13 protein-coding genes are annotated in these 20,662 nt (G+C 33.3%); 7 read left to right on the plus strand and 6 right to left on the minus strand.

All coding sequences use genetic code 11. The features are described 5' to 3' along the window. Window positions 1–32: 32 nt before the first annotated feature. From Q4Q47_RS14250 to Q4Q47_RS14270, 5 genes are all read right to left on the minus strand, one after another. Window positions 33–1,790 carry a LamG-like jellyroll fold domain-containing protein gene (locus Q4Q47_RS14250; protein WP_303307319.1) on the minus strand — a complete coding sequence of 586 codons (1,758 nt, stop codon included), beginning with the start codon at window positions 1,788–1,790 and terminating at the stop codon, window positions 33–35. A 34-nt stretch (window positions 1,791–1,824) separates the two neighbouring features. After that, window positions 1,825–3,312, minus strand: a complete 1,488-nt coding sequence (locus Q4Q47_RS14255) for a RagB/SusD family nutrient uptake outer membrane protein (RefSeq protein WP_303307320.1) — start codon at window positions 3,310–3,312, stop codon at window positions 1,825–1,827. A 10-nt stretch (window positions 3,313–3,322) separates the two neighbouring features. Beyond that, window positions 3,323–6,352, minus strand: a complete 3,030-nt coding sequence (locus tag Q4Q47_RS14260; RefSeq protein ID WP_303307321.1) for a SusC/RagA family TonB-linked outer membrane protein — start codon at window positions 6,350–6,352, stop codon at window positions 3,323–3,325. Window positions 6,353–6,576: 224 nt separating this feature from the next. Beyond that, window positions 6,577–9,360, minus strand: a complete 2,784-nt coding sequence (locus Q4Q47_RS14265; protein WP_303307322.1) for a helix-turn-helix and ligand-binding sensor domain-containing protein — start codon at window positions 9,358–9,360, stop codon at window positions 6,577–6,579. A gap of 175 nt (window positions 9,361–9,535) precedes the next feature. Beyond that, a complete protein-coding gene (locus tag Q4Q47_RS14270) occupies window positions 9,536–10,474 on the minus strand; it encodes a hypothetical protein (RefSeq protein WP_303307323.1) in 939 nt (312 codons plus the stop codon). A gap of 609 nt (window positions 10,475–11,083) precedes the next feature. On the opposite strand from Q4Q47_RS14270, the gene Q4Q47_RS23845 reads away from it, so the two are divergent. The 6 genes from Q4Q47_RS23845 (at window position 11,084) to Q4Q47_RS14295 (ending at window position 16,222) form a co-directional block, all read left to right on the plus strand. Then, complete coding sequence (locus Q4Q47_RS23845; protein WP_408612154.1) at window positions 11,084–11,230, plus strand: zinc ribbon domain-containing protein; 147 nt, start codon at window positions 11,084–11,086, stop codon at window positions 11,228–11,230. A gap of 82 nt (window positions 11,231–11,312) precedes the next feature. Continuing rightward, complete coding sequence (locus tag Q4Q47_RS14275; RefSeq protein ID WP_303307324.1) at window positions 11,313–12,068, plus strand: GNAT family N-acetyltransferase; 756 nt, start codon at window positions 11,313–11,315, stop codon at window positions 12,066–12,068. Window positions 12,069–12,087: 19 nt separating this feature from the next. Further along, window positions 12,088–13,011 carry a hypothetical protein gene (locus tag Q4Q47_RS14280; protein ID WP_303307325.1) on the plus strand — a complete coding sequence of 308 codons (924 nt, stop codon included), beginning with the start codon at window positions 12,088–12,090 and terminating at the stop codon, window positions 13,009–13,011. Window positions 13,012–13,105: 94 nt separating this feature from the next. Beyond that, window positions 13,106–14,008 (plus strand): universal stress protein, encoded by a 903-nt coding sequence (locus Q4Q47_RS14285; protein WP_303307326.1) that lies wholly within the window; start codon window positions 13,106–13,108, stop codon window positions 14,006–14,008. A gap of 76 nt (window positions 14,009–14,084) precedes the next feature. Further along, on the plus strand, window positions 14,085–14,861 hold the full coding sequence (locus Q4Q47_RS14290) for an XRE family transcriptional regulator (protein WP_303307327.1): 777 nt from the start codon (window positions 14,085–14,087) through the stop codon (window positions 14,859–14,861). Further along, window positions 14,861–16,222: an exonuclease domain-containing protein gene (locus tag Q4Q47_RS14295; protein ID WP_303307328.1), complete on the plus strand. Its 1,362-nt coding sequence runs from the start codon at window positions 14,861–14,863 to the stop codon at window positions 16,220–16,222. The genes Q4Q47_RS14290 and Q4Q47_RS14295 overlap by 1 nt, the downstream gene beginning before the upstream one ends. Before the next feature lie 278 nt (window positions 16,223–16,500). On the opposite strand, the gene Q4Q47_RS14300 is transcribed toward Q4Q47_RS14295, so the two are convergent. Continuing rightward, the gene (locus Q4Q47_RS14300) at window positions 16,501–17,370 is read right to left on the minus strand and encodes an AraC family transcriptional regulator (RefSeq protein WP_303307329.1); all 870 of its coding nucleotides are present in this window, start codon (window positions 17,368–17,370) and stop codon (window positions 16,501–16,503) included. Window positions 17,371–17,644: 274 nt separating this feature from the next. Between Q4Q47_RS14300 and Q4Q47_RS14305 the strand changes: the two genes are divergently transcribed. Further along, the gene (locus tag Q4Q47_RS14305; protein ID WP_303307330.1) at window positions 17,645–20,662 is read left to right on the plus strand and encodes a SusC/RagA family TonB-linked outer membrane protein; all 3,018 of its coding nucleotides are present in this window, start codon (window positions 17,645–17,647) and stop codon (window positions 20,660–20,662) included.

Here is a 20,662-nt window from a genome sequence, read left to right on the forward strand (position 1 = left end):
CTAAATTAAAAAACTACTCAAATAAATATTTACTAATCAGTCATTGCCATTATAGCTTGAATTTCAATTTGAGACAAAGCTTTACTATACAATGTCAATTCATCCATATAGCTTGAATCATAATTATGACCCCATCCTGTAAAACGAGGCGCTCCTGACATTATAGACATAATATCGCAACCTGTCCAATCTACACCTGCAAAATCACCTTCTCTTACTACCTCTCCATCTATGTAAACAGACGCTTGAGACCCAGATATTGAAAAGGCAATATGCACCCATTCATTTGCTGACGGATCTATATCTGCTAGTGCACCTCCATCAAACCATGAATCTCCACCACCTGTACCAACATTCAATTTAATACGTTGCATTCCTGAAGCATCTTCCCTAAATAACCTAAACCCTGAAGTTCTGTTGTTTTGACTATCTGGGTTGTCTACATCCGGTGGACCTATAACAAATATTCCTGCTCGATTTGGGTCTGCATTAACTTTATACCAAAAAGCCGCACTAAATTCATCACCTAACAAACCTGTTGTTGGAAACGTTAAATACGAATCTACCGCTCCAGCATAAGCATCACTACCTGATTTTGACTCTCCTGCAAAACTAGGACTGCCTACTTCTGTAGCGTCGCTACCACTTACAAATTCAGTGTAATTACCATCAAAAGACATTTTTAAGATTTGACTACTTTGGGCAATTAATCCTATAACATCACTTTGTGATATTGATTTGTTAAACAAGCGCAGTTCATCCATATAGCTTGAATCATAATTATGGCCCCATCCTGTAAAACGAGGTGCTCCTGACATTATAGACATAATATCACAACCTGTCCAATCTACACCTGCAAAATCACCTTCTCTTACTACCTCTCCATCTATGTAAACAGACGCTTGAGACCCAGATATTGAAAAGGCAATATGCACCCATTCATTTGCTGACGGATCTATATCTGCTAGTGCACCTCCATCAAACCATGAATCTCCACCACCTGTACCAACATTCAATTTAATACGTTGCATTCCTGAAGCATCTTCCCTAAATAACCTAAACCCTGAAGTTCTGTTGTTTTGACTATCTGGGTTGTCTACATCCGGTGGACCTATAACAAATATTCCTGCTCGATTTGGGTCTGCATTAACTTTATACCAAAAAGCCGCACTAAATTCATCACCTAACAAACCTGTTGTTGGAAACGTTAAATACGAATCTACCGCTCCAGCATAAGCATCACTACCTGATTTTGACTCTCCTGCAAAACTAGGACTGCCTACTTCTGTAGCGTCGCTACCACTTACAAATTCAGTGTAATTACCATCAAAGGGCATATAAAATATCTCTCCATCAAATAAGGGAATATATGGTGGTACATCTGCTTTTTCAAATAGTGTTGTTACTGTAACGACTACACCATTAGTATCGGTGGCAGTAATCACTAATGTATGACTACCAGTGGTTAGTCCATCATAGGTTAAATCATCAACATTAAATAGTGTACTGTTTGGAAAATCACTAATATTTGCAATTTCAGAATCATCAATCTCTACAGTGATATTTGCTAATCCTAGATCATCTTCAACTTGAAACTCAATTGTGATAGATGCAGTTGGTTCTGTTGATCGAATAACAGTAGAGCCACTTGCACTAGGAGTTAGAAGTGTAATTATAGGTCCATCATAAGGAAAATCACTAAATTCGAGGCGTTCTAAATCTTGACAACCAAAAAATAAAATGCCTATCAATAGAATACTTAAATATTTTAAATCTTTACTTTTCATCATTTTTATACTTATTTTATTTTTTAATAACAACTGATTAATAATCAGGATTTTGAACAATAATCCCTCCTGATTGGTCAATTGCCTCCTGAGGAATTGGGTATAATGCATGCTTAGGTTGATAGCCCAAACCTCCCAATACCGAAGGAGCATCGCCCCAACGCACTAAATCGTAAAATCTCGATTCTTCTAGAGCAAATTCAACACGTCTCTCCTGTTTTATTGCATCCCTAAGTGTACTTTGAGAAGAAGCACTTGTATTAGGAAGACCAGCTCTTGAGCGGATTAAGTTTATTAAACTAATTACTTCTGATTGAGGGGCTGCACCTGACTCATTGCCAGCTTCGGCCGCCATAAGAATAACATCTGCATATCTGATAATTTTAATGTTCTCCCATCTGTTGGCATTTGTTCCAAAATCATCACGAGCACTATCCATAGTATAAGCTTTTTTATTCCAATACTTTTGTGCTAGAGGTGGTGAATCGGGTAAAGTTCCACTTCCAAAACCACCGTCATCCTGCCCAGATTCCAATAAAGTGTTAGCTTTTCTTGAGTCTCCAGCTTCAAAAGCATCAACTAGGTTTTGTGTAGGTGTATTAAAGCCCCAGCCTAAATTCCAAACCCCTGTTCCTCTAACACCTTGCGAAACAAAATAAATACTAGCAAATCTCTCTCCACTTTCAGTTATGGTTTGTTGAATTTCAAAAATAGACTCTACACCATTATTACCACCAATTTCGAACAGATTAACCAAATTAGGGTCTAGGCTATAAGATTGAGAGTCAATAACTTCTTTAGATTTATTATAGGCACTTGTCCATTGCTCTTGATAGAGATACAATTTGGCCAATAGTGATTTAGCAAACCCAGAAGTAGATCTTCCAGGAAAACTTGCCCAAGTTTGCGGTAAGTTTTTTTCAGCGATCAGCAAGTCATCCTCAATAAATTTATCTATATCGGCAATAGAAGATTTTGGCGCAAAAGCATCGGATGGGACATCAATTGTAACTGTAATTATTGGCACCTCTCCATAATCCCTGCGCAACTCAAAATACATTAATGCTCTAACTACTCTAGCTTCAGCATCGTTGATTAAACTTCCTTCATCTGTAACTCCAGACTCTTCTATATTGTTTATTACTTCATTACACGCAAAAATAACTTCGTAATGCGAATTCCACCATTGCGTACTCAACCCATTGGTAGCAATATATTCAAAATCATTAAATGCAGTGCCATTGGCTGCGGAATCACCAGTTGTGCTTCCTTTTTGTGCGTCGTCAGATCTTATACTCCCAAACCAATGCCTGTTCCAACTTCCTACATTTGTAGTTCTTAATAATGAATAAATTCCAAATACAGCGGCTTCTTGACCACCAACACCCAATTCTTCATTATTTGCCACTTCTCCTAGCGGTAATCTGTCTAAAAAGTCGTCATGGCAAGAAAAGGATATTATTGATATTACTAATAAAACTGCCAAGGACCATACTTTTAATTTAATAAATTTTATATTATTCATATGCTTTTTTTTAAAATGTTAAACTAAGTCCAAGTGTGGATATTACAGGAACCGGATAGCCTCCATTATCAACCCCAAAAGAAGTTGGAGAACCACCTGCTTCTGGCGTAAAACCAGAGGTGTCCTTCCAAGTATATAAATTCTGAATGTTAGCAAATACTTTTAATTGCTGTATATTCAACCTTTCCAGGATTTTCTTATCAAGATTGTAACCAAATTGAAGGTTTCGTACTCTAAAGTAACTCCCGTCTTCAATCATATAGGTAGAAGGCTGTCTGTTATAATCTGTTGAAAACAGTCTAGGTTCCCAATTTGATGATCCAGAACCGTCCCACCTGCCCGCTCTGTCTGCTCTAAAATTAAATTGTGCAAACGAATTTCCGTTACCCCAATTACGGTATATCTCATTGCCGTAAACGCCTTGAAAATCCATATTCAAATAAAAGTTCTTGTATTTTAAATTTGTATAAAACCCATACGTAAAGTCAGGTGTTGGATTACCAATTACTGTTCTATCATCTGGAGTTATTTCACCATCGCCATTAAAATCCCTGTATTTGAGATCGCCTGGGGCATAATTACCTAAAGTACTAGGCGGTAGTGCAGCAATATCAGCATTTGATTGGTATACGCCATCTACGATATAGCCGTAGAAGTGCCCAATGGGCTCGCCAGTAATAGTTCTTGAAGCTGTGCCATTGGCAAATATTGGTGCATCTTCAAAAGTTGATAAAACTTCATTATTGATAGTGGTTATATTGCCTCCTACGGAATAACTGAAATTATCATTAAAATTGCCATCCCATGAAGCTTCAAACTCAAAACCTTTATTTTCAATCTCCCCAAAATTATCAAAAAACGTCTGTACTCCAGTGTCAACAAATACCAATAAATCCTCAGTCTTTCTATTGTAGTAGTTGGCATTAAATGTCAATCTATTATCAAACCATCTTGACTCAAGACCAACCTCCCACATTTTTACAGTTTCCCATTTTAAATTTGGATTCTCTTCAAACTTTTGAATAAAACCTGCAATAACCTCACTTCCGAATACTGCTGTGGCGTCTTGACTTACCCCAGGGTAATATGGGTAGTTAGTACCACCTGGCAAGGCTTGGTTACCTAATGACCCTATAGACCCCTTTAACTTTAAATAATCTAAACTTTCAACATTATCCATATAATCTTCTTTTGTAACAACCCAACCAGCTCCAAGTGACCAAAAATCCTGAGCTCTATTATCAGGTGCCAATTGTGATGTAGCATCTCTACGATAAGACATGTTTAACAGGTATTTTCCATCATAGTTGTACAACACCCTTGCCAAGAAAGAAGAGGTTGCTCTTTCAGATTGGCTTGAATTAGAAATTCTGGTAGAAGGGTCTCCGTAAGGAAACACATTCAAATACCAAAACCTTTCATTATCTGGAATAATGCCAACTGTTGAATTTGGATCGTGTTCAACACTTCCAGAAACGTTTTCGAATTTAAATTGCGTTGTTGTAAAACCTGCAGTAGCATTAACCCCATGTCTTCCAAAATCTTTGTCAAATGAAAGTATGTAATCTTGCTGAAAATTAAATACCGTTGCACTTGATTGATTGACTCTTGTTATTTGATTTCCATTAAAGTTTTCAATGTCATCTGTTTCTGATACATATATTCCAACTATGGGCACATAAGATCTTGATCTAAAACTGTTAAAGTCGCCATAAACTGTAGCTTTAAATTTAAAATGCTTTAAAAAATCTACTTCCGCGAACATACTGCCTACAAAACGGTAACGCTCTGAAATGTTTTTATTTTTAGTTACCTCAGCAACCAAAGCAGGATTTCCTATTTGCGGTCCTCCAATTTCAATAGGTAACTGATTATATAGACCATTAAACTCGGGTCTCACGTCCAAGTGAATGGGGTGTACAATAGGTGTTGCATTCAATGCTGCCCCAAAACCGCCATTATTTGGGAGTTTGTCTTGTAAACCATTCAGAGTAAGGCCCATTTTAAAGCCATCAGCAACTTTAAATTCATTGTTCAAATTAACTGTTAATCGTTGTAGCTTCTCTTTTTCTACCAATCCATCTTCTAAACGGTATCCTAAGCCAAAAGAAATTTTATTTTTTTCTGTTGCAGTTTGGATGCTTATATTGCTGGTTTGAATGAGGGCTGATTCATTTGCGATGCGATCAACCCAATTTGTATCTCCATTAAACACGTCGTAGAAACCAAATGGAGTTAAACCTTCATTTACCAGTTGTTCGTCATATAGCTCTCTAAAAAGAGCTGCATTGGCAAGGTTTGGTTCTCCTACTATATTTTTAATCCCAATTGAAGAATTAAAATTCACAGTTAACTTCCCTTCTTTTGCTTGCTTGGTAGTTACAATAATAACACCATTTGCGCCTCTTACCCCAAAAATGGCCAACGACGAAGCATCTTTTAACACTTCAATGGATTGAATATCATTAGGATTTACAAAGTCGATATTGTCTGCAAATATCCCATCAATAACAAATAATGGACTTGAATTATACCTACTGCTTGTACCTCTAATTCTAATATCTGGGTTTTGACCTACTCTTCCAGAGTTTACAACTGACAGCCCAGACACTTTACCTTGAATGGATGCAATAGGGTTAGTCGCTGGCTTATCAGCAACTTCATCTCCTTTAACACTAACAATTGAACCTGTTAAATCACGTTTCTTAGCTGTACCATAACCAACAACAACTACCTCGTCTAATGACGCAATATCTGGCTCAAGTGAAATATTTACGGATATTTGATCTTGAATTTGTACTTCTACTGTTTTAAATCCCAGAAAGCTAAATTCTAAGACTTCTCCCTGGTTAACATTGATAGAATAATTACCATCAAAATCGGTACTTATACCTCTGTTTGTTCCTTTTACTATAACATTTACACCTGGCACTGGTATATTATCCTCAGCATTAACTACTGTACCGCTTATTGGTATGTCCTGTGCAAAAGCATGAATAGAAAATAGAAAAATTAACAATAAAGAAAATCTTGTTTTCATATAGTTTTATTTAGAATGTTAGTTTCTACTAAATTATAAACTATTTGGAGGCAGATCAAAAAATGACTTACACATAAAATACGTCATAAATAGTTATATGCCAAAAAACACTTATTGACGTATGTTTTGATGGTGATTTTTAATGACTATAAGGGGCTTTAAGAAGTGTATGACGTAGTTTTGACGTAGTAATAAATATAAAAATTTATTATCCTTGAGATCTTTTATTTAAAATTACGTAGATAATCGCCCAGAGATTTATCATTTTTTAAGTTTAATTTACGTTTTAATCTATATCTATGTGTTTCAAGCCCTCTGATGGATACATTCATTAATGGCGCAATTTCTTTTGTCAATAAATTCATTTTGATGTAGGCACATATCTTTAAATCTTTATGTGTAAGCTGTGGATGTTTACTTTTTAACTGGTTGAAAAATTCCTCATGTACCTGATTAAAATTATATTCAAATAATTGCCATTCATCTTCATGCCCAATCGAATTATCAATCTTTCTCAGTAAGCGTTTATACATCAATGCGTTTTCGAAACCAGTTTTGTTTTTTATAAGCTCATTTTTGATTTCGAGCATAGATTCATTCTTTTTAACCAATGCCATGGCAGTGTTAGCAAGCTGCTTACTTTTTAATTTGACTTCATTTTTTAATGAATCATTTTTTAATTGTACAATTTTCTTATCGTTTTCAATAGCTTTTTCTTTTAATAATTCTTCTTGTTCTTTTATAAGTTTTTTATGCAAAGCCTCTTGTTCTTTGTCAATTTTTCGTTTATGTAGCCAATATATAATTAAGCTAATGAATAATACAGCTATCAGATAAAAGAGGCGCCTTTTATACCATGGTGGGGATATTTTTAATTGGAGCGTTTTTACAGAGGATAATGCTCCAGATATATTTGTTGTCCTAAAGTGTATTTTATAATCGTCACTGCTTAAACTGGATAATTCTAATTTTTCATTATCCATTTTATACCAATTCAAAGTATCTGAATTAGACAGCGCGTACTCAAAAAAATGGTTATTAGAATAAGAGGAGGATATTGATATACTTATGTTTTTATTAAAAGGAAACTCATAAACATCAGAATCATTTATAGACACTAAGTTTTTATCAATTTCTATACGCTCGATGATCGGTTCTTGAAGCGAATCACTTTTAGTATGGCTAACCTTGTTTATTAACATAAAACCATCATATAGGTTTAAGGCGTAAATAGAATCTTTTATTTGTGAAATACCTTCGCTATGTACAACAAGGTTTTTTTGAAAAAGTTCATTTGGTAGTTCTAAATTGGTTTTTCCATCAATTAACGAAATAAAACTTATTTTATCTTTTTTACTTTTAGTGACTAATAAGTCTGTATCTGGTTCTGAAATTATATTTGTATCTATTCCGAAGGTCTCATTTAATAAGGTGTTGGGAACAATGCTATCTATTAAAGCTTCATATTTTTGCCACCCTTGATTGGTTTTAAAGCAAATATCATTTTTTATATTATGTACGCGTACGTTAAAGTCTGAATAAAGTCCTTTATTTTTATAATCTTTAACTTGAATATTTTCATAATCTTTATCAAACTTTACTCTAAAAAGTCCTTTGTATGCATGGGCAGCCCATGCTGTATATTGATCTTCAAAGACTAAATATTTAATAGGAATAGTGGTTCCGCTTAAATGTTTTGTTTCCCAATTTCCATTTTGATAACTATATCTAACTAAACCAGCATAGGTTCCTTGGATGAACATGTTTTTTGACTCTGGTATTTTTTTGATAACCCATCCGCCTGTAGAGCTTGAAACTTTTTCTAATTTCTTATTTTCAACTAAAAAAGTACCGTTATTATGTCCACAAAATAAATCGCCATTTATTTCTTTTAATTCCCAAACCTGACCTTGAGAATCTTCAACAAATTTTAACTTATTATCGTTATTGTCTAAATAAAATAGTCCGGTATTACTACCTATATATAGTGTGTTTTTATAATTAATTATGTCATAGACAGCACCTAGCTCACCAGAATTATCATTATAAAACGTATGACTGTAGTTTAAATCTATTAATGCAATACCATTATCTAAACCGATCCATAATTTATTGTTTTTTCCTAACCCCTGACTTAAAACGGTGTTATTTAACAAGCCATTTTCTTTATTAATATGAAATAATATTTCACCTAAATTATTGGTTATGTATACCCCGTTTTTTATAGTACCAAAAACCATGTTGCCATTATTCAACTCCAGAAAACTATTCAGTTGCTGCTCTTTAATGACTTCATTAATTTCGGGTTGCCATGATTCTAATACTTTACCATCATATAAATAGCACCCTTTTAATGAGGTGGTAATAAGTAATCTATTCTTGAACTTTGTTATAGAAATAACTTTGACATTATTTGATTTATCTATATTTATTAAAGGAATCAAAGTTTTATTTTGTAAAATAAAGATGCCATCTTTTAATGTGGACACATAAACTTTATTATCTATTGTATTACATGAAATGATGGTAGATTTAGGTTCTATTTTTGTGATTTTATTCTCTTTGTATATATATAGATTTAAAAACGACCTAAAATAAATGTTACCATTATGATGTAAGATTTGCCAAAATTCTTCATTTAGAGATTCCTTTTGTTCTTGGAAGTTACTTAATGAAGTGTACATTAATTCTCCCTTTTGATTCTTCTTCCAATAACCAAACTCTTCATAAGACCCTGTATAAATAAGGTCTTTGTGTGCCAATACAGAACGTATAATGGTTTTGTTTGGTAGCTGAAAAAAATGCCATTTTAATCCGTCGAATTCCACAAGCCCTTTGTCATTAGCAACATATAATTTTCCGTTTTCTGCAACGGAAACTCCCCAGTTTTGGTTACCAGCATTAAATTCGGTTAATGAATAGTTTTGGAAAAACGGGGTATATTGGGCATGTAGCTTACTATAAAAGCAAAATATAGAAATTAAAACAAGGATATTTTTAAAATTCATTAACATATGCAATTGTTAACATAAATAAGCGAACGTAGATTCAAACAAATCTAATCAATTTTAAAATAATGATTTAATATCAAATAAACTTTCATTAATTCAGTTTTTCAATCAAATAACCCTTACAACAAAGGCTGCAAGGGCTAAAAAGTATTAAATAAAATAACCTTAGTTCTTATCTCCAGTTAACAGGTGCATGCCATTTATTAGAATTAAGATCTCCATTGATATGATGGGTAATTGTTCCGGTTAAATCAATCGCCCAAGCCCTGCCATCAGTTGGAAACGCATTTGCTAATTGCTGCCTGTTCCATCTTGATTTGGTACAATTAACTGTTCTTTGAAAATTTATTGGAAAAAATCGTGTTCGCCAACCTGAAGATGTAAATACACCTATATTTACCGAGCCACTGATATTGTATGTATAATTTCTTTCCTCTTTTTCTGCATATCTTAATTTATTCCTACTGTTTCTCCAATAAAGCTTGGTCTCAATGAACAAAAAAGCCGTGCTACCTGATCGTAAAGATTTTAGCTGTTGCGTATACCTCATTTGACGACTGGAAGGCCCAAGGATTTTAACATTATCAGAACACCTTCGATACGCATTCCTCCAAAAATCTCTATGCGAATAACCTCCAGTATTATTACCAGAAATATAAATTTTTGAGTAGTTATTTTCTTCTTTTCCATAACTGTCAAGTTCAACAATGGAAACCTCTAAGTTTTTGACTTTTTTAGAAGAGGATTTTTGTTTATTAAACTCATAAAACGAACCTTCTTTATACCTTATAATATTGCCTCCCACCATAAATTCCAAGTCATTATTTAGAATAGCCATCAACCCATAGGTCAATTGGTCGACTACTTCTAATAGCTTTTCATCTTCAGTAACCATTCCAGTCTCTAAAAATGGTGTGTAATTTTTCCCTGAAACAGCATTCAATACATCATATTCGTCTTCCAGTCCTTCGAGGTTTACATGATAGCTATGAAAACTATCCCAGTTTTCAAAACTAGCACCTTCAAAACTGTTCTCGAGCAAATCGTTTTGTTCTTTTTCACATGCTGTTAGGCTAAGCAAACAGATGCTAATAAAAATTAGTTTTTTCATTTTTATAAATTTTAAAATATTTTTTAATTATTATTTTTTACAAAGTCTTAAGAGGCAAACTACTTTTGGAACGTGATAATTGCTTAAAGTGTTAAGCAATTATAAGAGCAATAAAACTGTACGAAGAAACAGTATAAACCCTTCCTCTGGATGTTTAAATTGGGGACTTATTTCATAGGCTTATTAGAGTTACAAATTTGTTGTAATTTTTTTAATTCTAATTTCACCCTCCCCCTAGAGGTTTTTAATATGGAATTCTTATAAATTTAAACCATTATATTGAGTGTTTTTTCGTACGATTTATTTTTTAACAAAAAGTTAACATGTTTATTTGTAGTCTTCTAGCTTGTATTGGATTCAATAAAAAATTGAGATGTATTCACTTTTCTCTTAACATTCTAAGCATTTAAAAACTTCAATATTGCCGATTGTTTTTTATTCGCTTTAATCTTTTTTAGAATTTAGGATATTTATTAAGAGAACTGATTTTAATCATATTTGAAATTTTAGTGATTTAGTATCTTGAAGCACTCAGTAGCAGAGTGTCATAAATTAAAAACTGATGTTATGGAAAAGATTAAAACCAATAAGTTTTGTCAAAGTTGTGGTATGCCCATTAAAAGCGATCCACAAAACGGAGGTACTCATGCAGATGGCTCTAAGAATATAATCTATTGTAGTTACTGTTACCAAAAAGGGGTTTTTTATTTAAAGGAACGGCTAAAGAAATGCAAACATTTTGTAAAGATAAAATGATGGAAATTGGTGTGTCAAGATTTAAAGCTTGGTTGTTTACAAGAGGTATTCCAAGACTAAAACGCTGGAAAAAAATAGAATTATGCAAATAGTAAACGTCACACCACAAAATGCTCAAGAAGAAACATTCTTTTGTATTAAAGACATAAAAAGACAAGGTTTTGAAGATAAACTCAAGTGGTTCGAGAAGCAATATAAAGAAGGGCTGAACTTGAGAATCTTAAAAGATGGGAATGATAAAATGATTGGTTTTATAGAATTTATTCCAGCTCCAAAAGCTTGGAGACCTATTGATGCCAATAATTTTATGTTCATTCATTGTATGTATGTGTACTCAAAAAAAGATAGAAGCAAGGGATATGGTTCTATGCTGATTAATGAAGCAGAAAAAGAAGCTAAAAAAAATAAAATGGCTGGTCTGTGTGTTATGACCAGTAAAGGTTCCTGGTTAACTAATAAAACCATTTTTGAAAAATATGGTTTTGCAGAAGTCGATAAAAGAGGTCGGTTTGAATTGTTATCAAAAAAATGGGATCAAGACGCTTTAAACCCAAAACTAATTGATTGGACGACGCAACAGAAAAAATATAAAGGATGGCATTTATTATATGCAGATCAATGTCCCTGGAATGAAAAATCGGTATTTAATCTTTTAAATACTGCAATGGATTATGATATTGATTTAAAAGTGACCAAAATAAATACGGCAGAAGAAGCTAAAAATGGGCCTTCAGGTTTTGGTGTATTCAGTCTTTTGCGAGATGGTAAGCTTCTAGAAGATCACTATATAAGTGCGACACGTTTTAGGAATATTCTCAAAAAAGAACTTAAAAAATAATAGATTATTTAGCCCAAAAATGATCACAAAACAAATCATAACATGGCTTTTAGAAGGTGATGTTTCTATTCAATATCAAACCTATCGCGACTTGTTATCTAAAGATCATAAAAGTCTTCAAAACAGAATTGAGAAAGAAGGTTTTGGATTAGCGTTTTTATCGAAACGTCATAAAAACGGATATTGGGGAAGAGGATTTTATCAACCTAAATGGGCATCAACTCACTATACACTTCTTGATTTACGTAATCTTTGTATTTCACCTAAGAATAAACCCATAAAAGAATCTATTGATAAAATTTTAAATGAGTGCAAATCAGGAGACGGTGGTATTTATCCTAACTCAAAGAAAAGTGATGTTTGTGTTAATGGCATGTTCCTAAATTATGCTAGTTATTTTAAAGCTGAAGAAAGCCAACTTAAATCGGTTATAGATTCTTTGTTGCTAGAAATTATGGCGGATGGTGGTTTTAATTGCAGATTAAATAGATCTGGAGCTATACACAGTTCTTTACATTCGACACTTTCGGTATTGGAAGGTTGCTCTGAATATGAAAACAATGGTTACAGATATCGATTAGAAGATGTGAAAAAGGCCATCCAGTTAGCAAAAGAATTTATACTTATACATCAACTTTTTCTTTCAGACATGACAGGAAAAATTATTGACAAACGTTTTTTGCAATTATCCTATCCAAGGCGCTGGAGGTACGATGTTTTGAGTGCCTTGGATTATTTTCAATATTCGAAAACAGCATGGGATGAGCGGATGCAATCAGCCATTGAAATTATGTTAAAAAAACGAAACAAAAATGGTGTCTGGAATGTTCAAGCCAAACATTCTGGAGAAACACATTTTGATATGGAAAAAGCAGGACAGCCTAGCAGATGGAATACGTTAAGAGTTTTAAGAGTACTAAAGCATTTTAGAATAGATATATGAATTGTATTATAAAAACAAAGAAACCTTTTAAAGTGATAAATGTCATTTTAAGAAATGATAGATTAGGTTAAATTTACTAGTAAAATACATACTTATGAAAACAATAATATATGCCACAGATTGTACTATCAATGATGTTTCATCTTTGCGATATGCCTATCGTTTTAGTTGTATTATGAAAGCAGATTTACACATTTTACATGTATATCAGTTTCCTCCAATTATTTTTTCAACCATTAAATCTACGGACACACTAAGAAAACGTTTTCAGAAAGAGAAAAAAGAGCTTGTAACTCAATATTGTGATACACATCTTAAAAATGAATTTTGTCCAAAACCAATTACTATACATGCCCTTGAAAATGTTTCAATTGCCAAAAGTATTCTGGATCTTTCCAAAAAACTATTTTCTGATTTGATTATTATAGGTATGAAAGATTCTTATACTACCCGTGGATACTTATCTGGTAACATTGCTGATGCATTATTAGATAAAATTGAAATTCCCTTATTAATTGTGCCAAATGGTGTTGATTATAGCATGTTTTCTACTATATTATATGCTACCGATTTTGAAAAAGAAGATCTTATATCCATTCAAAAACTTATAGAAATTGCAAGACCATTTAAAGCGCTTATAGAGGTTGTACATGTTTTTGAAGCGATTGAATATACAGCAAAAGAACATATGGAAAGATTCAAAAAGGCTCTTTTAAAGGAAGTTTCATATCCGGAGATTACATTTAAAACGATTGCTTCTGGCAAAGTTAAATCTGGTTTGTTGAGTGTTTTAAGAAATGAAGATGTAAATATGTTGGTTATGTTAGAACGTAAACACAATTGGGAGCTTAATAACTTGTTTCATAAAGATTTAGTAAAAGAGATGGAAGCCACGGTTGCTATACCGATACTTGCCTTTAATAAGCGTAACACTAAACTTAAAAATGTAGATACACTCAATAGTAATGGAAATAATGGTTTGAATGTAATGGTTTAAATACAGATACTGCTTAATAAATTTTATGCAAAATCAGCTTTGTTTTTAAGCAATCATTGCTTAATTTTGAAGCATTATGAATCATATACAATCAAATATTCGTCATTTAAGGACTTTAAAAGGGGTTTCTCAAGAATTTTTTGCGGAAGAGTTGAAGTGGACACGTTCCATGGTAAGTTCTTATGAAGAAAAGAGAACAGAACCATCTATCGTTAAATTGATAGAATTGTCTGATTATACAGGAATCCCAATCGATACGTTGATTAAAGTTGATTTAAGCAAAACAAAAGATATGTCTTTTATTGATATAGGAAGCAAGAGAGTGCTATTTCCGATTTCAGTAAATGAAGATAACGAAGATCTTATAGAAATCATTCCAACTCATGCTTCTGCTGGTTATTTACAAGGTTATGCAGATCCCGAATATATCGAGCAGCTACAAAAAATCAAGCTGCCTTTTTTACCCACTGGCACCCATCGTGCATTTCCTATAAAGGGAGATTCTATGTTACCTGTAAAAGATGGCGCTTTTATAGTTGCGAAGTTTGTTGAAGATTTGCAAGATGTACAAGACGGTAAGACCTATATTGTATTAACTAAAGAAGATGGACTGGTATATAAACGAGTTTACAACAGAATTAAAGAGAGCAATAGCCTATTGTTGCATTCTGATAATAGGGCATATCAACCCTACGAAGTTAATATAACAACTGTCTTAGAACTTTGGGAGTTTACCTGCTGTATTAATACGCAAGAATATGATAAGGAAGAACTAAAATTAAGTAGCATTGTTAGTATGTTTCAAGAATTAAAGATCGAGTTAAAAGCAATTGATAAAAAGGCGATTATTTAGTGTATGCCATTGTCGATATAGAAACTACAGGACTTGGTGCCAGAGGTAATAAAATTACCGAAATTTCCATTTTTGTACATGACGGTACAAAGGTTATTAACGAATTTACCACTTTAGTAAACCCCGAAGTGCCCATCAGTTATGGTATAACAAGATTGACAGGTATTACTGATGATATGGTTCGTAAAGCGCCCAAGTTTCACGAAATAGCAAAAGATGTTCTCGAGTATACCCAAGATTGCATTTTTGTAGCCCATAGTGTCAACTTCGATTTTAATGTTATTAAACATGAATTACAAGAACTAGGGTCTGAGTATAAACGTAAAAAACTATGTACAGTACGTTTGTCCAGAAAACTTATGCCGGGGCAACGGTCTTATAGTTTAGGAAATCTTTGTACGACCTTAGGTATCAAAATAAATGGGCGTCACAGAGCAAGAGGCGATGCCGAAGCGACCGTCATACTCTTCGAAAAATTACTGGCATTAGATAATGACGATGTTTTTGATTCCTTTTTAAATAAGCGATCGCGCCAAGCAACCTTGCCACCGCTTTTACCAAAAAAAGTAATAGATGAGTTGCCTAATAAGACGGGTGTATATTATTTTAAAGATGTAAATGGTAAAGTGATTTATGTTGGTAAAGCCATAGATATCAAGCAACGTGTATTAAGTCATTTATATAGTAAAGCGAATAAGGAATTAAAACTATGTAACGATACAGCCAATATTACTTATCAACTTACGGGCAACGAATTTGTAGCCTTATTACAGGAGTCGGATGATATAAAACGGTTATACCCGAAATACAATCATGCTCAAAAGCGTAATAACCTTAGTTATGGTATAGGTACGTATCAAGATAGGCAAGGGGTGATACATGTCATTTATAATAGTCTTAAAGTGCTTAAAAACCCTATTTTAAAATTTTATAATAAAAGGGATTGTATAGCATTTTTAGAAGCATTATGCGAAAAGCATGAGCTCTGCCCCAGATATTGCAACTTACAAAATATTACAGGTGGATGTTTTCATTATCAAATCAAAAAATGTAGAGGTGTTTGCAGGAATACTGAGGATATTCAATCCTATAATAAGAGAGTACAAAAGGCTTTGGAATTATTACTTAATAAGAACTCTTATGTCATTAAAGAAGCTGGAAGAAAAGCGAATGAAGTAGCACTTATATTAATAAAAAATGGCACATATCAAGGGTTTGGCTATACTTCAAAATCAATAAAAAATGATTCCCTTATAGAGGTTGAAAAAGCTATTCAACTTAAACAAGATAATGCAGATATACAGCGCATTTTAAATAGTTATCTAAACAAGGGGACAAATACTATAAACTATCTTAATTAAAATGGTCAACTAAAGACATGAAATCCTTGTAAAAACAAGAGTTTTATGTTTAATAAGTGGAGTCAACGGGACAAAAGTCAAACTTTTTTATAGAGATTTGGATAGAATTAATAAGCTATAAATATTTGTGGTGTATCCGCTTTATTCTGCTATTAAGTATACTAATAAATACTCCAGGGTACCCAAATAGTAAAGAGCAACAGGAACTAGCAAACAGTTTAATTTCGTTTATTGAGAACCATATAAATTGGTAGCCTATTAAAGAAAAGAAATAACCGTTACACTTTATATTTTGAAATTAATTCTTGATTATTTTTAAACTCTCTAGGAGTGCATCCTTTTTTCTTTCTAAAGATGCGATTAAAATTTGATAGATTATTAAAGCCACATTCATAACCAATTTCGGCAATGGAATCCTCAGACTCAATAAGGAGACGTGCCGCATTCCCAACTCTAATATCATGAATGTATTCGGTGAACGATCTATGTGTATGTCTTTTAAAGTAATGGCTAAATGCGGTTTCAGACATATTTACTAAATCAGCAGCTTCTTTTAGCTTAATATTTCGTTTAAAGTTTTGCTGTATAAAATCAGAGACTACTTTAATGCGCTTGCTTTTACTGCTTTCAAATTTATTTACAAAAGAAGCGCTACTTAAAAGTGTTTGATTTCTCGAAATAGAAAGGTCGTATAAAATAGACAAAAATTCAAGGAAAGAGTCGAAGCCAGATTTATCACAAAGGTGCATGATGCGATCGGAGATGGCCTCTTGAGTTTCTAAAGAAAATAATATACCCCGATATGATTTGTCAATCATTTCTCGAATAGGAGTCATGAGTTTTCGATTTAAGGTTTCTTCAGAAAATAAACTCTGTTGAAATTGAATGGTAATAACCCGGGCGTCATCATGATTATTATTTCCCATCCAAGCATGTGGTGTGTTGGGGCCAACTAATACAAGATCAGAATTATTATACTCTAATATAGAATCTCCTATAATTCGTTTTCCATTAGAATTAAATACAAAGTTTAGTTCGAATTCCGGATGGTAATGAACCGGAAAATCAAATTTGGCGTGATAGTTATTTAAGACTATAAAAAAGTCTTCAACTTTAATTGGAGTAATCTCTCTTTCTATAATACCCATGATTCGTCTTAATTTAATATTTATAGATATTTAAATATTGTTTACAAATATATGACTTAATTATTCATAAAAATATTATTATTATAAAAATATATAAAATATTGATAATTAATTATTTATGATAATTTAGTGTCTAATAATTTAATTTTTTATCATAAATGTATCGATATTAAACTTTAAAGCATTAGTTATTATACAGCATCATTGTATAGATTTGTCATCTAATCAAAAACTATTTTAAAACTAAACTATTTAAAAACTTAAGTTTTGACTTATGAATAAAATTAAAGTAATATTCAAATTATCACTATTCACCTTATTTTTTATAGGAACAAGTAGTGCAATGGCGCAAAATCATCAGGTGGCAGGAGAAGTTAGGGGCGAGAATGGTGAAATTCTTCCAGGCGTTAATGTCGTATTGAAGGGAACAACCAATGGGGTAGCATCAGATTTTGATGGTAATTATTCCATTTCAGTAAATGATGCCCAAGGCGTACTAGTGTTTTCCTATATAGGATATGTAAACCAAGAAATCCAAATAAATGGTAATGCCACTATTAGTGTGATTTTGGAGGAAGACCAACAATTACTTAATGAAGTTGTAGTTATAGGTTATGGGGCGGTTAAGAAAAGTGATCTCACAGGATCTGTAGCATCTTTAAAGGCGGATAATCTGGAAGAAACGCCCGCGTCGTCTGTAGATGCATTACTTCAGGGTAAAATAGCAGGGGTTCAAGTAACTCAAACATCCGGAGAACCTGGTGAAGGCGTTGCGGTGCGTATTAGAGGTTTGAGCTCTAGAGAAGGAAGTAACAGCCCGTTGTATGTCGTTGATGGTTTTCCCTATGGAGATGCAGGTAATTTAAAACAGTTAAATCCTAACGATATTGCTTCTATGGAAGTTTTAAAAGATGCATCTGCTGCGGCTATTTATGGATCTAGAGGTGCCAATGGTGTTATTATCATTACAACCAAAAGTGGTAAAAATAACCAAAAAGCAAAATTTAAAATTACATCACAAACAGGAGTTCAAATTGTAGATCATGATAGGTTAAACCTTATTTCAGACCCCTTAACCTTTGCATCTATTAGCAATGAAGTTCGTATAAACGATACACGAAATGTAACACCACTTTATATTGGTGCAGTTGATCAATCAACAGGAGTCTACTATCCGTCTTTAGTTGAAATTGCTAATGGATCTTGGGGAATTAATACCTACTGGCCAGACGTTATTTTAAGAGAGTCCGTAACTCAAAATGTAAATCTGTCTATAGCAGGTGGTGATGAAAATACGGCATATTCAGTTTCAGGAAATATTTTTGATCAAAAAGGAGTCTTAATAGGTAATGATTATCAAAACTTCACCTTTAGAGGGAAACTGGACCAAAAAGTAAGTGGTAAGTTTAAGTATGGAACAAATTTGGCGCTTAGCTATATAAAAAGAAATAAAACCTTGTCTGGTGCCGGTATCGGCCGTTCACCGTTAATTCCTGTTTATAATGAAGATGGAACCTATTATACAAATGGAGCAGGCGATTTTTATAACCCGGTAATGTTGGCCAATGAAGTAACCGATATAAGTAATGAATACGATTTAAATGCTTTGGCATATATAGATTGGGATATTATGGAAAACTTAAAATTAAGAGCCCAATCAGGGATTAATTTAGGGCATGCTATTGGTGATTATTATGAGCCTAGAACTACCTCGTCTGGAAATATTTTTAACGGTCTTGGAGAAATTAATAATTACACAGGGTATACGTTTTTAAACGAGACCTATTTAACTTATAAAAAAACATTTAACGACAAACATGCTGTTTCTGTAATGGGAGGTTATTCTAGTGAGCAAAGACAGGTGAGAAAGTCAAAATTAAGAGGTGAAGGTTTTGTTAACGATGCTTTAGGAAATGAAAATTTAAATTCTGCAACAACACGAATTTTTGAAAATAGTTTAGTAAAGCAAGTTTTACAATCCTTTATATCAAGAATAACTTATGGTTTTGATGACAGGTATTTATTGACCCTTTCTGGAAGATATGATGGTTCTTCAAAGTTTGGTGCACTGGATAAGTATGGATTCTTCCCTTCAGGAGCCATAGCCTGGAAAGTACATAATGAGAATTTTATGGCAGATCAAAATATTGTGTCTACTTTAAAATTAAGAACCAGTTTTGGATATTCTGGTAACCAGGCGATTGATGCTTATGCAACCTTGAATCAATATGGACAAAGAAAGTATTTTGTTGGAGAGGTGCTTGTTAGTGGATATGGACCGTACCAAAATGGAAATCCGGCATTGAAATGGGAAACCACATCGCAACTAGATTTCGGTTTAGACCTTGGGTTTTTAAATAATAGAATCACATTAACGGCCGATTACTACCGTAAAGAGTCTACCGATCTTTTAAGAAAGAAGAATTTACCATATTCATCAGGCTTTGATGATGTATGGATTAATGGAGGAGAAATTTTGAATACGGGTTATGAAGCGTCTATTGATGCTGCAGTACTTACGGGAGAATTTAAATGGAATGTTTCAGGAACATTTTCGCACAATGAGAATGAAGTTGTTGATATAGGGGAAGAAGGTACTGGTGACGGATTAAGGACTGGTAGTGAGATTGAATCTTTTCGTGATTATCCAACACGTTGGAGAAATGGAGAGCCTATGAATATTATTGTTGGCTATAAAGTTGATGGTATTATTCAAACACTGGCAGAAGGACAAGAAGCAGGTTTGGTAGGAGATGAGGCCATGCCGGGTGAATTTAAATATGTTGATATAAGCGGACCGGATGGCGTGCCAGATGGTGTTGTAAATGAATTGGATAGAACTATTATAGGAAACACTCAACCTGATTTTACAATAGGCTTTAATACAGAGTTTGAATATAAAAATTTCGACCTGAGTGCTCAATTTTACGGTTCTATTGGTAATGATATCGTGGCCATTAAAAAGTTTGAAGGACAACGTTCTTTAAACCGATGGACGGTTGATAATAGGACAAATGAATGGCCGAGTTTAAGAGGAGGTCGATTAAATAAAATATCAGATTGGTGGGTTGAAGACGGTTCGTTTCTTCGTATATCAAATGTAACACTGGGTTATAATTTACCATCTCGAGCAATATCTGGAATAGAAAATTTACGAATCTATGTGACTGGAACAAATTTGCACACATTTACAGATTTTTCAGGAGCAGATCCAGAAATTGAAGGAGGCGTAGATTATGGAACATATCCAAAATATAAGACATTCACCTTAGGTTTAAACTTGACTTTTTAA

The sequence above is a fragment of the Flavivirga spongiicola genome, from assembly GCF_030540825.1.
Taxonomy (GTDB): Bacteria; Bacteroidota; Bacteroidia; order Flavobacteriales; family Flavobacteriaceae; genus Flavivirga; species Flavivirga spongiicola.

Excerpts from the sequence above, each read along its gene's own strand:
- Q4Q47_RS14250 (WP_303307319.1), bottom strand. The coding sequence starts at position 1,790 with ATGATGAAAAGTAAAGATTTAAAATATTTAAGTATTCTATTGATAGGC.
- Q4Q47_RS14255 (WP_303307320.1), bottom strand. The coding sequence starts at position 3,312 with ATGAATAATATAAAATTTATTAAATTAAAAGTATGGTCCTTGGCAGTT.
- Q4Q47_RS14260 (WP_303307321.1), bottom strand. The coding sequence starts at position 6,352 with ATGAAAACAAGATTTTCTTTATTGTTAATTTTTCTATTTTCTATTCAT.
- Q4Q47_RS14265 (WP_303307322.1), bottom strand. The coding sequence starts at position 9,360 with ATGAATTTTAAAAATATCCTTGTTTTAATTTCTATATTTTGCTTTTAT.
- Q4Q47_RS14270 (WP_303307323.1), bottom strand. The coding sequence starts at position 10,474 with ATGAAAAAACTAATTTTTATTAGCATCTGTTTGCTTAGCCTAACAGCA.
- Q4Q47_RS23845 (WP_408612154.1), top strand. The coding sequence starts at position 11,084 with ATGCCCATTAAAAGCGATCCACAAAACGGAGGTACTCATGCAGATGGC.
- Q4Q47_RS14275 (WP_303307324.1), top strand. The coding sequence starts at position 11,313 with ATGCAAATAGTAAACGTCACACCACAAAATGCTCAAGAAGAAACATTC.
- Q4Q47_RS14280 (WP_303307325.1), top strand. The coding sequence starts at position 12,088 with ATGATCACAAAACAAATCATAACATGGCTTTTAGAAGGTGATGTTTCT.
- Q4Q47_RS14285 (WP_303307326.1), top strand. The coding sequence starts at position 13,106 with ATGAAAACAATAATATATGCCACAGATTGTACTATCAATGATGTTTCA.
- Q4Q47_RS14290 (WP_303307327.1), top strand. The coding sequence starts at position 14,085 with ATGAATCATATACAATCAAATATTCGTCATTTAAGGACTTTAAAAGGG.
- Q4Q47_RS14300 (WP_303307329.1), bottom strand. The coding sequence starts at position 17,370 with ATGGGTATTATAGAAAGAGAGATTACTCCAATTAAAGTTGAAGACTTT.
- Q4Q47_RS14305 (WP_303307330.1), top strand. The coding sequence starts at position 17,645 with ATGAATAAAATTAAAGTAATATTCAAATTATCACTATTCACCTTATTT.